The organism is Methylobacterium sp. J-059 (assembly GCF_022829485.1).
In the GTDB taxonomy this organism is placed as follows: Bacteria; Pseudomonadota; Alphaproteobacteria; order Rhizobiales; family Beijerinckiaceae; genus Methylobacterium.
Genome location: NZ_JAKSYA010000034.1, coordinates 113,316 through 126,600, shown reverse-complemented (window position 1 = coordinate 126,600; position 13,285 = coordinate 113,316). Strand labels below are relative to the sequence as shown.

At 70.9% G+C, this 13,285-nt stretch carries 11 protein-coding genes and 1 riboswitch; of the genes, 7 read left to right on the top strand and 4 right to left on the bottom strand.

Going from position 1 to position 13,285, the window contains the following annotated elements; all coding sequences use genetic code 11:
* Window positions 1–248: 248 nt before the first annotated feature.
* The 4 genes from MKK55_RS03035 to gcvT all read right to left on the bottom strand — a co-directional run bounded on the left by MKK55_RS03035 (window position 249) and on the right by gcvT (window position 5,780).
* Window positions 249–1,094 (bottom strand): transglutaminase-like domain-containing protein, encoded by an 846-nt coding sequence (locus MKK55_RS03035; protein ID WP_147725810.1) that lies wholly within the window; start codon window positions 1,092–1,094, stop codon window positions 249–251.
* A 203-nt stretch (window positions 1,095–1,297) separates the two neighbouring features.
* The gene (gene gcvP / locus MKK55_RS03030; RefSeq protein ID WP_243933219.1) at window positions 1,298–4,153 is read right to left on the bottom strand and encodes an aminomethyl-transferring glycine dehydrogenase; all 2,856 of its coding nucleotides are present in this window, start codon (window positions 4,151–4,153) and stop codon (window positions 1,298–1,300) included.
* 71 nt (window positions 4,154–4,224) lie between these two features.
* Window positions 4,225–4,587: a glycine cleavage system protein GcvH gene (gene gcvH, locus MKK55_RS03025; protein WP_147725808.1), complete on the bottom strand. Its 363-nt coding sequence runs from the start codon at window positions 4,585–4,587 to the stop codon at window positions 4,225–4,227.
* Window positions 4,588–4,610: 23 nt separating this feature from the next.
* The gene (gcvT, locus tag MKK55_RS03020) at window positions 4,611–5,780 is read right to left on the bottom strand and encodes a glycine cleavage system aminomethyltransferase GcvT (RefSeq protein ID WP_243933217.1); all 1,170 of its coding nucleotides are present in this window, start codon (window positions 5,778–5,780) and stop codon (window positions 4,611–4,613) included.
* Window positions 5,781–5,938: 158 nt separating this feature from the next.
* A riboswitch (glycine riboswitch) is annotated at window positions 5,939–6,040 on the bottom strand.
* Between the two features lie 198 nt (window positions 6,041–6,238).
* Between gcvT and MKK55_RS03015 the strand changes: the two genes are divergently transcribed.
* The 7 genes from MKK55_RS03015 to MKK55_RS02985 all read left to right on the top strand — a co-directional run bounded on the left by MKK55_RS03015 (window position 6,239) and on the right by MKK55_RS02985 (window position 13,261).
* Entirely contained in the window at window positions 6,239–6,997 is a 759-nt protein-coding gene (locus tag MKK55_RS03015) for an ABC transporter ATP-binding protein (RefSeq protein ID WP_243933215.1), read from the top strand.
* Window positions 6,990–7,730: an ABC transporter ATP-binding protein gene (locus tag MKK55_RS03010; RefSeq protein WP_147842722.1), complete on the top strand. Its 741-nt coding sequence runs from the start codon at window positions 6,990–6,992 to the stop codon at window positions 7,728–7,730. The genes MKK55_RS03015 and MKK55_RS03010 overlap by 8 nt, the downstream gene beginning before the upstream one ends.
* Window positions 7,731–7,857: 127 nt before the next feature.
* Window positions 7,858–9,060: an ABC transporter substrate-binding protein gene (locus MKK55_RS03005; RefSeq protein ID WP_147842723.1), complete on the top strand. Its 1,203-nt coding sequence runs from the start codon at window positions 7,858–7,860 to the stop codon at window positions 9,058–9,060.
* 66 nt (window positions 9,061–9,126) lie between these two features.
* On the top strand, window positions 9,127–10,014 hold the full coding sequence (locus tag MKK55_RS03000; protein WP_147728196.1) for a branched-chain amino acid ABC transporter permease: 888 nt from the start codon (window positions 9,127–9,129) through the stop codon (window positions 10,012–10,014).
* Window positions 10,015–10,155: 141 nt separating this feature from the next.
* On the top strand, window positions 10,156–11,148 hold the full coding sequence (locus tag MKK55_RS02995) for a branched-chain amino acid ABC transporter permease (RefSeq protein WP_147728195.1): 993 nt from the start codon (window positions 10,156–10,158) through the stop codon (window positions 11,146–11,148).
* A gap of 34 nt (window positions 11,149–11,182) precedes the next feature.
* Window positions 11,183–12,787 carry an AMP-binding protein gene (locus MKK55_RS02990; protein ID WP_243933213.1) on the top strand — a complete coding sequence of 535 codons (1,605 nt, stop codon included), beginning with the start codon at window positions 11,183–11,185 and terminating at the stop codon, window positions 12,785–12,787.
* A gap of 108 nt (window positions 12,788–12,895) precedes the next feature.
* Window positions 12,896–13,261 (top strand): hypothetical protein, encoded by a 366-nt coding sequence (locus MKK55_RS02985; protein WP_243933212.1) that lies wholly within the window; start codon window positions 12,896–12,898, stop codon window positions 13,259–13,261.
* The last annotated feature ends 24 nt before the right edge of the window (window positions 13,262–13,285 follow it).

Genomic DNA, 13,285 nt, shown 5'->3' with positions numbered 1-13,285 from the left:
CCGAAGTGCCCGACGATGCAGCTTCACGGGCTCGAGCCGGCCCAGGCATCCAAACCCGTCTTCGCCGCGGCGAGATGGAACACGCTCGTCAGCGCCACCCGAGCAGCACGAGGTAGCCGGAATAGGTGAGGGCGGTGGCCATCAGGGCGAGCGCGGTCGGATCCATGGCGGGCGGATACCGGGGGGAGTCCCGCGCGGCCATCCCGCGATCCGTCGCTGCGGCGGGATGCCCTGGCGCGGGCGGACGCTCAGGCGGCCTGCATCAGCACGAAGTCGTCGGGCACCGCGTCGGTGTGGACGTCGAACTGCGCCAGCAGCGCCGTGCCGAAGCTGGTGGAGATCGCGACGTCGGTGGCGTCGCGGCCGCGCGCGATGACGATGCGGCCGATCCGGCGCGCGTCGTGGCGGGCGTCGAAGGTGTACCAGCGGCCACCGTTCGGGCCGTTCAGGTAGACCTCGAACCAGGCGGAGAAGTCCATCGGGTTGATGTCGACCGGCACGCCGATGTCGCCGAGATAGCCGGTGCAGTAGCGCGCCGGAATGTTCATGCAGCGGCACAGGGCGACGGCGAGGTGCGCGTAGTCGCGGCAGACGCCGACCTGCTGGTTGTAGCCGTCGAAGGCCGAGCGGGTGGCGTCGGCGAGCTGGTAGTCGAAGCGGATGCGCTGGTGCACCCAGGTGACGATCGCCTGCACCCGGGCCCAGCCCTCTTGCGTGTTGCCGAACAGCGACCACGCGATGCCGGAGAGCTTGTCGGTCTCGCAATAGCGCGAGCCCAGCAGGAACACGAGCACGTCGTCGGGCAGGTCCGGCACCGCGAATTGCTGCGCGGTCGGCTCGTAGGCGTCGAGCTCGCCGCTGTCGACGATCAGGAAGTCGGCCGACACCGTGATGCGCCCGCCCGGCGACAGCAGCCGCACGCAGGTGTTGCCGAACCCGTCGGTGTAGGTCCGCATCGGCACCGGCGGATCGACCCGCATCGCGTCGGAGGTGAGCAGGTCGATCGCCCGCGAGGGGTGGACGTTGAGCTGGTAGGTGAGCGCCGTCGGGCCGAACGTGTCGTAGCCGATCGTGTAGCCGGTCCGGATCTTCATGGGGCGCTCCGCCGCGAGGAGGAAAGACTTTCCAAATACCGGTAGAGGTGAATGTTCCTCATACGAAAGTGCCGGAACGGGCATTCGGCGCTCAAAGAGTCGGCAAATGGCGCGGAACCGTCATTCGAGGCTCCCGAAACGTCGGGTGCGTGCCGGCCGGCGGCCGGAACGCGTCGTCGCCGAGGGGCGCGGCGGGCGTCGGTTCACTCCGCCGCGGCCTCGTAGCTGTCGGGGGCCGGGCAGGAGCACATCAGGTTGCGGTCGCCGTAGGCGTTGTCGACGCGGTTGACCGGCGGCCAGTACTTGTCGATGCCGCGCGCGCCCGACGGGAAGCAGGCCGCCTCCCGCGAATAGGGCCGCTCCCAGGCGCCGATCAGGTCCTGGACCGTGTGCGGCGCGTGCTTGAGGGGGTTGTCCGCCCGGTCCGCGCGGCCCTCCTCGATGGCGCGGATCTCGTCGCGGATCGCCAGCATCGCGTCGCAGAAGCGATCGATCTCGGCCTGGGTCTCGGATTCGGTCGGCTCGATCATCAGCGTGCCGGCCACCGGCCAGCTCATGGTCGGCGGGTGGAAGCCGCAATCGATCAGGCGCTTGGCGATGTCCTCGACCGTGATGCCGGCGCTCTTCTGGAAGGGGCGCACGTCGACGATGCACTCGTGCGCGACCCGGCCGTTGGCGCCAGCGTAGAGGATCGGGTAGGCGCGGCCGAGCCGGGCGACGATGTAGTTGGCGTTGAGGATCGCGACGCGGGTCGCCTGGGCGAGGCCGCGCCCGCCCATCATCAGGCAGTAGCTCCAGGAGATCGGCAGGATCGAGGCCGAGCCGTAGGGGGCCGCCGAGACCGCCCCCTCCTCGCCCGAGCGCGGATCGGAGGGCAGGAACGGGATCAGGTGCGCCTTGACGCCGATCGGCCCCATGCCGGGCCCGCCGCCGCCGTGCGGGATGCAGAAGGTCTTGTGCAGGTTGAGGTGGCTGACGTCGGCGCCGATGTCGCCGGGCCGGGCCAGCCCGACCAGCGCGTTGAGGTTGGCCCCGTCGAGGTACACCTGGCCGCCATGGGCGTGGACGACGTCGCAGAGCTCGCGCACCCGCACCTCGAACACCCCGTGGGTCGAGGGGTAGGTGATCATGCAGGCCGCGAGGTTGTCGGAATGCCGCTCGGCCTTGGCGCGGAAATCCGCGACGTCGATGTTGCCGTTCGCGTCGGCGCCGACGACCACCACGCTCATCCCGCACATCTGCGCCGAGGCCGGGTTGGTGCCGTGGGCCGAGGACGGGATCAGGCAGATCGTCCGGTGCGCCGCGCCGCGGGAGAGGTGGTAGCGCCGGATCGCGAGCAGCCCGGCATACTCGCCCTGCGCGCCGGAATTCGGCTGCATCGAGATCGCGTCGTAGCCGGTGATCGCGCACAGCTTCCCGGACAGGTCGCCGATGAGCTCGTGATACCCGGCGGCCTGATCGGCCGGCACGAACGGATGGATCTCCGAGAATTCCGGCCAGGAGATCGGCAGCATCTCGGCGGTGGCGTTGAGCTTCATCGTGCAGGAGCCGAGCGGGATCATCGCCCGGTCGAGCGCCAGGTCGCGGTCGGCGAGGCGGCGCATGTAGCGCGTCATCTCGCTCTCGGCCCGGTTCATGTGGAAGATCGGGTGCGTGAGGTAGGCGGAGGTGCGGACCAGGCCGTCCGGCAGCCGGGACGCGGGCCAGGCCTCGTCGTAGATCGGATCCGTCGCCCCGAAGGCGCGCCAGACCGCCTGCAGGATGTCGGGGCGGGTGCGCTCGTCCACCGTGATGCCGATCCGGTCGTCGCCGACCTTGCGCAGGTTCACCCCGTTGGCAACCGCCTGGGCCAGGATCACGCCCTGGAACGCCCCGACCCGGACGGTGATCGTGTCGAAGAAGTGCTCGGGCTCGACCGTGAAGCCCAACGCCGCGAGCCCCTGGGCGAGGCGCACCGCGTCGCGGTGGACGCGCTGGGCGATGGCCTTCAGCCCGGCGGGGCCGTGGAACACCGCGTACATCGAGGCGATGACCGCGAGCAGCACCTGCGCGGTGCAGATGTTCGAGGTCGCCTTCTCCCGGCGGATGTGCTGCTCGCGGGTCTGCAGCGCGAGGCGGTAGGCAGGGCGTCCTTGGGCGTCGACCGAGACGCCGACGAGGCGCCCGGGCAGCGCGCGCTTGTGCGCGTCGCGGGTCGCCATGTAGGCGGCGTGCGGTCCGCCGAACCCCATCGGCACGCCGTAGCGCTGCATCGAGCCGATCGCGATGTCGGCGCCCATCTCGCCGGGCGACCTCAGCAGTGTCAGGGCCAGCGGATCGGCCGCGACCGCGGCGATGGCGCCGGCCGCGTGCAGGGCCGCGATCGGCCCCGAGACGTCGTGGATCGCGCCGCAGACGCCGGGATACTGGAAGATCGCCCCGAAGACCGCTTCCGGGTCGAGGTCGGCGAGGGGATCGCCGACGACGATGCGCCAGCCCATCGGCGCGGCGCGCGTCCGCAGCACCGCGATGGTCTGGGGCAGGCAGTCTCGGTCGACGAAGAAGGCCTCGGCCTTCGAGCTGGCGACGCGGCGGGCCATGCCCATCGCCTCGGCGGCGGCTGTGGCCTCGTCCAGCAGCGAGGCGTTGGCGACGTCGAGGCCGGTGAGGTCGCAGACCAGCGTCTGGAAGTTGATCAGCGCCTCGAGCCGTCCCTGGCTGATCTCCGGCTGGTAGGGCGAGTAGGCGGTGTACCAGGCCGGGTTCTCGAAGATGTTGCGCTGGATCGCCGGCGGCATCGTCGTGCCGTGGTAGCCCTGGCCGATCAGCGAGACGAGGACCCGGTTGCGGTCGGCGATCTCGCGCATCCGCTCGATCGCCCGGCGCTCGGTCAGCGCGGGGCCGAAGGCGAGGTCGTCCGCGAGCGGCCGCGCCTGCCGGATGTCGGGGGGCAGGGTGTCGTCGATCAGCGCCTCCAGGCTCGGGGCCGCGACCACCGAGAGCATCGCGTCGATCTCGGCATGGGTCGGGCCGATGTGGCGGCGGTTGGCGAAGTCGTAGGGGTCGTAATGCGCGGTCATGGCGGCATCCCGGCTTGAAGGGCGATAAGGCCGCCGGCGCGTCGGCGCCGGCGGCGGAGCGGCGGAGGCGGCTACTTCGGCAGGGCGGCGTAGGCGGCCTCGTCCATCAGCCCGTCCATCTCGGACGGGTCGTCGAGGCGCAGGCGGTAGAGCCAGCCGGCCCCTTGCGGATCGGTGCCGACGGCGGCCGGGTCGCCCGCCGCCGCGTCGTTGACCGCGACGACCTCGCCCGAGAGCGGCGCGTAGACGTCCGAGGCCGCCTTGACCGATTCGACGACGGCCGCCGCCTCGCCCTTCGACAGCTTGGCGCCGACCTTCGGCAGCTCGATGAAGACGAGGTCGCCGAGCTGCTCGGCGGCATGCGCCGTGATGCCGACGGTGACGACCTCGCCCTCCGCCCTCAGCCACTCGTGCGCGTCGGTGAATCGCAGCATGGTCTTGCTCCTGACGGGATGTTTCAGATCCGGCCGCGCTTGAACCCGGCCGGGACGAAGGGGAGGGGGACGACCCGAACCGGCAGGCGCTGGCCGCGGACCTCGGCGAAGACGCGGGTGCCGTCGGTCCCGAGCGCGACGGGCAGCATCGCCATCGCCGCCGGCGCGCCGAGACTCGGGCCGAAGCCGCCGGAGGTGACGGTGCCGACGGGCTCGGTGCCGGCCTCCTCGGCAAACAGCGGTGCCCCCGCCCGCACCGGGCTGCGCCCCTCCGGGCGCAGGCCGACGCGGCGGCGGGACGGGCCGGCGGCGATCTCGGCGAGGATCCGGGCGTCGCCCGGGAAGCCGCCGGCGCGCGCGCCGCCGATGCGGCGCACGGACGGGATCGCCCAGGCCAGGCCGGCTTCGACCGGCGAGGTGTCGGGGCCGATATCGGCGCCGTGCAGGCACAGGCCGGCTTCGAGCCGAAGCGAATCGCGGGCGCCGAGCCCGATCGGCATCACCGCCGCGTCCGCGAGCAGGGCCTCGGCGACGGCCTCGGCGGCGACGTCCGGCAGCGAGATCTCGAAGCCGTCCTCGCCGGTGTAGCCGGAGCGGGTCACGAGGCAGGCATGCCCGAGGATCGGAACCTCCGCCGCATCCATGAAGCGCATCGCCGCGACCTGCGGGGCGATGCGCGCCAGGGTGGCTTCCGCCTTCGGGCCCTGGAGCGCGATCAGCGCGCGGTCGAGCGCCGTCGCCGTCACCGCGGCGGGAAGATAGGCCCGGAGATGGGCGAGGTCGGCCGCCTTGTTGGCGGCGTTGACCACCAGCACCAGCCGGTCGCCGAGATTGCCCACCATCAGGTCGTCGCGGATGCCGCCGGCGGCGTCGGTCAGCAGGCCGTAGCGCTGCCGGCCGGGCTTCAGCCCGACGATGTCGGCCGGGATCAGGGCCTCGAGGGCGCGGGCGGCCTCGGCCGGGTCGTCCGCCGCGAGCGCGATCTGGCCCATGTGGGACACGTCGAACAGGCCGGCGTTCGCGCGGGTGTGAAGGTGCTCCTTCAGCAGCCCGGCGGGATAGTGCAACGGCATGTCGTAGCCGGAGAACGGCACCATCCGCGCGCCGCGGCGCAGATGCAGGGCGTGCAGCGGGGTGCGCAGCAGGCCGGAAGCGCGGGGGGTGTCGACGGTCGCGAGGGGGTCCGCATGCATCTGGTGTTTCCACGACGACGAGCCGCCGAAGAACGCGGATGCGTTCCTCGGATGCCCCCATCTGTCGCGGTTACCTGAGAGCTTCCCCCGGACGCCGCGTCGGCGGTCTCCGAGGTTTCTCCTTCGGTGGGCGCCAGGTGGCGCCTCTCTCCAGATCGTCCAACGATACGGTGATTGTGCCTGAGAGTTTCCGGGGGTGGTTGCTCCGTCGGCGCCATGATCGGTCGTCGGACCAATCTGGGCTCTCCCGTATCGCTTTATGCGGACGCGGCCAGACTGGCATTCTGCGATGCGGCCGGCAAGCGCCGGCCGGACAACCTGCCCCCGACTGTCACGCTTTCCGCTGCCGGAAGGGGTGTCATCGGCCGGGGAATGTTCGCACCGCCTTCGAAAACGCGATGGACGCCGCCGGCGCTTCCAGCGATACATCCTGCTAAAGATGCAGGGGAGGGTTGCGTTTGGCACAGGACATCATCCTGTCCACGACCGGGTTGACCAAGGAGTTCAAGGGGTTCCGCGCCGTGAACGGCGTGACGCTCGAGGTTGTGCGCGGCACCATCCACGCGCTGATCGGCCCGAACGGCGCCGGCAAGACCACCTGCTTCAACCTTCTCACCAAGTTCCTCAGCCCCACGGCCGGCGCGATCCATTACAAGGGCCGCGACATCAGCCGCCTGCAGCCGGCCGACGTCGCCCGGCTCGGGCTGGTGCGCTCGTTCCAGATCTCGGCGGTGTTCCCCCACCTCACGGTGATGGAGAACGTCCGCATCGCGCTGCAGCGGCGCAAGCACGGCGACTCCTTCGACTTCTGGCGCGCCGAGACGGTGCTGCGCCGCCTCGATGCCGAGGCCCTGGACCTCGTCGACCAGGTCGGCCTGTCGGAATTCGCCGGCCACCAGGCGGTGGAGCTGTCCTACGGCCGCAAGCGCGCGCTCGAGATCGCCACCACCCTGGCGCTCGATCCCGAGATGCTGCTGCTCGACGAGCCGATGGCCGGGATGGGCCACGAGGACGTCGAGCGCACCGCGGCCCTGATCCGCCGGGTCGGCAAGGACCGCACCATCCTGATGGTCGAGCACAACCTGTCGGTGGTCGCCTCGCTCTCCGACCGGATCACCGTGCTGGCCCGCGGCCAAGTGCTGGCGGAGGGCGACTACGCCACCGTGTCGAAGGATCCGCGCGTGATCGAGGCGTATATCGGGGCCGGGCATGGCTGAGGCGGCGCTGAAGACCGTTCCGCGCGCGGGCTCGGACGCCCTGCTGGCGGTGCGCGGCCTGGAGGGCTGGTACGGCGAGAGCCACGTCCTGCACGGGATCGACCTCGACGTGCGGGCCGGCGAGGTGGTGACGCTGCTGGGCCGCAACGGCGCGGGCAAGACCACGACGCTGCGCGCCATCATCGGCATCCTGGCGCGCCGCGCCGGCTCGATCACCTACGAGGGCGTCGAGACGATCGGGATGGCCTCGCGCAACATCGCGCGGCTCGGCCTCGGCTACGTGCCGGAGGAGCGCGGAATCTTCGCGAGCCTCACGGTGGCCGAGAACCTGATGCTGCCGCCGATCGTGAAGCCGGGCGGCATGTCGGTGGCCGAGATCCACACCCTGTTCCCGAACCTCAAGGAGCGGGCCGGCAGCCAGGGCACCAAGCTCTCGGGCGGCGAGCAGCAGATGCTGGCCATCGGCCGCATCCTGCGCACCGGCGCCAAGCTGATCCTGCTGGACGAGCCGACCGAGGGGCTCGCCCCCGTCATCGTCCAGCAGATCGGCCGGACGATCCGGGAGCTGAAGGGCCGCGGCTACACCATCGTTCTCGTCGAGCAGAACTTCCGCTTCGCCCAGACGCTCGCCGACCGCCACGTGGTGATCGAGCAGGGGCGGGTGGTCGACGAGATCGCCAACGACGCGCTTGACGCCAATATCGACAAGCTCCACGCCTATCTCGGGGTCTGAAGACCTCGGGCATCGACGGACTTCTAGAGTCCTCATACGAAGAGAAACGCGACGCACGAGGCCGACGATGGACGGGCACTTGGCCCCGACGCGTAAAACGGCCGGCGCACCGAGGAGGACGGACCGGATGCTGAGACGAATGCTGCTTGCCGCCGCGCTGGGGACCCTGACGGCGGCGGCCGCGCAGGGTCAGACGCCGGTCAAGATCGGCGTGCTCACCGACCGCTCCGGCGTCTACGCCGACATCGCGGGCGAGGGCTCGCTCGTGGCCGCCCGGATGGCGGTCGAGGACTTCAAGGCCGCCGACAAGGGCCTCAAGGTCGAGGTCATCTCGGCCGACCACCAGAACAAGCCCGACGTCGGCTCGGCGATCGCGCGGCAATGGTACGACCGCGACGGCGTCGACATGATCATCGACGGCGTGACCTCCTCCGTGGCCCTGGCGATCAATCAGGTCACCAAGGAGAAGAACAGGACCTTCATCGACACCGGCGCCGGCACCGCCGACCTCACCGGCGTGCAATGCACCCCCAACACCGTGCACTGGGTCTACGACACGGTGGCGCTCGCCAACGGCACCGGCGGCGCCATGGTCAAGCGCGGCGGCGACACCTGGTTCTTCCTCACCGCCGACTACGTCTTCGGCCAGACGCTCCAGCGCGACACCACCGCGGTCGTCACCAAGAACGGCGGCAAGGTCGTCGGCTCGGTCAAGACCCCGTTCCCGACCGCCGACTTCTCCTCGTTCCTGCTGCAGGCGCAGGGGTCGGGCGCCAAGGTGATCGGGCTCGCCAACGCCGGCGGCGACACCATCAACGCGATCAAGCAGGCCGGCGAGTTCGGCATCACCGAGGGCGGGCAGGCGCTGGCCGGCCTCCTCGTCTTCTCCTCCGACGTGCATTCGCTCGGCACCAAGGTGGCCCAGGGGCTCGTCCTGACCGAGCCGTTCTACTGGGACCTCACCGACGCCACCCGCGCCTTCTCGGACCGCTTCGCCAAGCAGATGGGCGGCAAGAAGCCCACCGCCAACCATGCCGGCGTCTATGCGGGCACGCTCCACTACCTCAAGGCGGTGGAGGCGCTGAAGGCGGCCTCCGACGGCGCCAAGGTCGTCGCCAGGATGAAGGACATGCCGACCGACGACCCGCTGTTCGGCAAGGGCACGATCCGCGTCGACGGGCGCAAGATCCACGACATGTACCTGTTCGAGGTCAAGAAGCCCGCCGAGTCCAAGGGCGAGTGGGACCTCTACAAGCTGCTGGCCACCATCCCCGGCAACGAGGTGTTCCGCCCGCTGAACGAGGGCGGCTGCCCCCTCGTAAAGGGCTGAGCGGTTGGCGTTCTCCCGCGGCGCACGGCGCGCCGCGGCGTCGGGGCAGACGATGGCTGGGTTGCGATGACCACGATCTTCGGCGTGCCGATGCAGGCGCTGTTCGGCCAGCTCCTGCTCGGGCTGATCAACGGCTCGTTCTACGCGATCCTCAGCCTGGGGCTGGCGATCATCTTCGGGCTTCTGAACATCATCAACTTCGCCCACGGGGCGCTGTACATGATGGGCGCCTTCGTCGCCTGGATGCTGCTCAACTACCTCGGGGTCAACTACTGGTGGGCGCTGGCCCTGGCACCGCTCCTCGTCGGCGCCTTCGGCATCGTGCTCGAGCGGGTGCTGATCGCGCGGCTGTACAAGCTCGACCACCTCTACGGCCTGCTGCTGACCTTCGGCATGGCGCTGATCATCCAGGGGCTGTTCCGCAACTACTACGGCGTCTCGGGCCTGCCCTACGCGATCCCGCCGGAACTCTCCGGCGGGCAGCGCCTGCCGTTCATGTTCCTGCCGAACTACCGCGCCTGGGTCGTGGTCGCGTCGCTGGCCGTGTGCCTGGCCACCTGGCTCGTCATCGAGAAGACCAAGCTCGGCTCGTACCTGCGCGCGGCGACCGAGAACCCGACCCTGGTCCAGGCCTTCGGCGTCAACGTGCCCCTGTTCCTGACCCTGACCTACGGCTTCGGCGTCGCGCTCGCGGGCTTCGCCGGGGTGCTCGCCGCGCCGATCTACTCGGTCAACCCCAACATGGGCGCCGACATCATCATCGTGGTCTTCGCCGTGGTGGTGATCGGCGGCATGGGCTCGATCCTCGGCTCGGTCATCACCGGGTTCGGCCTCGGGCTGATCGAGGGGCTGACCAAGGTGTTCTATCCCGAGGCCTCGGCCACCGTGATCTTCGTGATCATGGTGCTGGTGCTGCTGGTGAAGCCCGCCGGCCTGTTCGGGCGGGCGGCCTGATGCGCCAGCCCACGCCGACGAGCGCCGAGGCCGGCCCGCCCACGCGCGGTCGGCGGCAAGCGCGACCGCGCGTCGCCGCAGGTGCGGCGGACGCCATCGGCCGTTCACGGTCGATGGCCATCCAGACAGACGGATTCTGACATGGCCGACACCGCCGCCCTCGCTCCCGCGGACGCCGCCATCGCCCCGGTCATTTCCGAAGGCAGGGACGACCGCGCCCTGCATCGCAGGATCATGCTCGGCATCGCCGTGTTCCTCGCGGTGGCGCCGTTCGTGCTCTACCCCGTGTTCCTGATGAAGGTGCTGTGCTTCGGGCTGTTCGCGCTCGCGTTCAACCTTCTGCTCGGCTACGGCGGCCTGCTCTCCTTCGGGCACGCCGCGTATTTCGGGATGGCGAGCTATCTCTGCGCCTACGCGGCCAAGGTCTGGGGCCTGAGCCCGGAACTCGCGATCCTCTGCGGCACGCTGACGGCGGCGCTGCTCGGGCTGGTCTTCGGGGCGCTCGCGATCCGGCGCCAGGGCATCTACTTCTCGATGATCACGCTGGCGCTCGCGCAGATGGCGTTCTTCTTCTCGCTCCAGGCCAAGTTCACCGGCGGCGAGGACGGGATCCAGGCGGTGCCGCGCGGCGCCCTGTTCGGCACGATCAGCCTCGCCGACGACCGCGCGCTCTACGGCCTCGTGGCTCTGGTGTTCATGGGCGGCCTGCTGCTGATCTATCGCATCATCCACTCGCCGTTCGGGCAGGTGCTGAAGGCGATCCGCGACAACGAGCCCCGCGCGATCTCGCTCGGCTACCGGGTGAACCAGTACAAGCTCGCGGTGTTCGTGCTCTCGGCGACGCTCGCGGGGCTCGCCGGCTCCACCAAGGCGATCGTGTTCCAGCTCGCCTCCCTCACCGACGTGCACTGGGCGATGTCGGGCGAGGTGGTGCTGATGACGCTGGTCGGCGGCATGGGCACGGTGTTCGGGCCGATCATCGGCGCGCTGGTGATCGTCACGATGGAGACCTACCTCGCGCAGTTCGGCGCCTGGGTGACGATCATCCAGGGCGTGGTCTTCGTGCTCTGCGTGCTGCTGTTCCGCGAGGGCATCGTCGGCCTGATCGCGCGGATCACCCGGCGTCCGCTGTGACCCGGGCCGGCGGAGGCGCGGGGAGGGTGGGCGCATGAGCCCGTTCGAAACTGGGCTCGACCGCTCGGCCGCGAACTGCGCGGCGCTGACGCCCGTGAGCTTCTTGGCGCGCGCCGCCGACGCCTTCGCCGACCGCTTGGCGGTGATCGACGGCGACCGGCGCCTGACCTACCGCGCGCTCGACGCCCGCTGCCGCCGCCTCGCCGCGGCGCTGGGGGGGCGCGGGATCGGCCGGCTCGACACGGTGGCGATCCTGGCCGGCAACGTGCCCGCGATGATCGAGGCGCACTTTGCCGTGCCGATGCTCGGCGCGGTGCTGAACCCGCTCAACACCCGCCTCGACGCCGCCACGCTCGCCGCCTCGCTGACCCATGGCGGGGCCCGGGCGCTGATCGTCGACGCGCCGTTCCGGGCGCTCGCCGCCGAGGCGCTGGAGGCCGTCCCGAACCCGATCCTGGTGATCGCCGTGGACGACCCCGGGGGCGGCGGCCTCGCCTACGAGGACCTCGTCGCGGAGGGCGACCCGGACTTCGTCGGGCCGGGGCCGGACGACGAGTGGCAGTCGCTCTGCCTGCTCTACACCTCGGGCACCACCGGCGACCCGAAGGGCGCGGTCTACAGCCACCGCGGCGCCTACCTCCAGGCCCTCGGCAACGCGCTCACCTTCGGGCTCTCGCCGGGCAGCGTCTATCTCTGGACGCTGCCGATGTTCCATTGCAGCGGCTGGTCCTACCCCTGGGCGGTGGTGGCGGCCGGCGGCACCCAGGTCTGCCTGCGCCGGGTCGAGCCGGCCGCGATCTACCGGGCGATCGCCGAGCACGGCGTCACGCATCTGTGCGGCGCGCCGATCGTGCTGTCGATGATCGTCAACGCCCCCGCGGAGGTGCGCAGGCCGTTCCCGCAGCGGGTGCGCTGCGCAACGGGCGGGGCCGCGCCGCCCTCGACCGTGATTGCCGCGATGGAGGCGGCCGGCTTCGCGGTGACCCACCTCTACGGCGCCACCGAAAGCTACGGCCCGGCGACGATCTGCGTGCCCGGCCCCGACTGGGACCGGTTGGAGCCCGGCGAGCGCCACCGCCGCATGGCCCGCCAGGGCGTGGCGCTGCCGACGGTCGAGGCGGTGCGCGTCGTCGATCCCGGAACGCTGGCGGCGGTGCCGCGGGACGGCGCCACGGTCGGCGAGATCGCCCTGCGCGGCAACACCGTGATGAAGGGCTACCTCAAGAACCCCGAGGCGACGGCGGCGACGCTCCGTGCCGGCTGGTACCTCTCGGGCGACCTCGCGGTGCAGCACCCCGACGGGCAGATCGAGATCAAGGACCGCGCCAAGGACATCATCATCTCCGGCGGCGAGAACATCTCCAGCCTGGAGATCGAGGAGGTCCTGACCCGCCACCCCGCGGTGATGCTCGCCGCCGTGGTCGCGCAGCCCGACGCCAAATGGGGCGAGAGCCCCTGCGCCTTCCTGGAGCTCAAGGCCGGCGCGACCCCGCCGAGCGAGGCCGAGATCGTCGCCTTCTGCCGGGCCGGCCTCGCCCGCTTCAAGGTGCCGAAGCGGATCGTGTTCGGCCCCCTGCCGAAGACCGCCACGGGCAAGATCCAGAAGTTCGTGCTGCGCGAGCAGGCCCGCGCGCCGTAGACGCGCGCCCCGGCAAGGCGTCGCTCCGGACACGATCGGATACACGCCGTTACGCTTCGTTAACCATCCGCTCGCCATCCTGTGGCCTTCAAGCCGGGAGCGACCGTGGTGACCCAGACCCTGACCCTCAGCTTCGACGACCCCACCGCCGAGTGCCCGCTGCCGCCCGACGCGCTCGGCCGGATCTCCCGCGCCGACCCGGAGACCGTGTCGGCGATGGTCTGCGAGATCCCCGAGGCGACCCGCGCGCGGCTGGCGGTCTACCTCTACGGCCGCAGCCACACCCACGAGCTCGGCATCCGGATCGCGGCCACCTGCGACGGCGCGGTGCTGCGCCGCGCCGCCGGCCTCGTCGGCAACACCCTCTACGACCTGTCGCGCCGCCCCTACGCCGCCCCGAGCTACGGCAGCCACCGTTCGCAGGGCAGCCGGATCAGCCTCGGCGGTCCACGCCTCGACAGCCGCCGCGGCTAGAGCGGTTGCCCTCATCGATCGATC

Bases quoted from the DNA above. Each gene is read 5' to 3' on its own strand.
- MKK55_RS03035 (WP_147725810.1), bottom strand. From the start codon at position 1,094: ATGAAGATCCGGACCGGCTACACGATCGGCTACGACACGTTCGGCCCG.
- gcvP (WP_243933219.1), bottom strand. From the start codon at position 4,153: ATGACCGCGCATTACGACCCCTACGACTTCGCCAACCGCCGCCACATC.
- gcvH (WP_147725808.1), bottom strand. From the start codon at position 4,587: ATGCTGCGATTCACCGACGCGCACGAGTGGCTGAGGGCGGAGGGCGAG.
- gcvT (WP_243933217.1), bottom strand. From the start codon at position 5,780: ATGCATGCGGACCCCCTCGCGACCGTCGACACCCCCCGCGCTTCCGGC.
- MKK55_RS03010 (WP_147842722.1), top strand. From the start codon at position 6,990: ATGGCTGAGGCGGCGCTGAAGACCGTTCCGCGCGCGGGCTCGGACGCC.
- MKK55_RS03005 (WP_147842723.1), top strand. From the start codon at position 7,858: ATGCTGAGACGAATGCTGCTTGCCGCCGCGCTGGGGACCCTGACGGCG.
- MKK55_RS03000 (WP_147728196.1), top strand. From the start codon at position 9,127: ATGACCACGATCTTCGGCGTGCCGATGCAGGCGCTGTTCGGCCAGCTC.
- MKK55_RS02995 (WP_147728195.1), top strand. From the start codon at position 10,156: ATGGCCGACACCGCCGCCCTCGCTCCCGCGGACGCCGCCATCGCCCCG.
- MKK55_RS02990 (WP_243933213.1), top strand. From the start codon at position 11,183: ATGAGCCCGTTCGAAACTGGGCTCGACCGCTCGGCCGCGAACTGCGCG.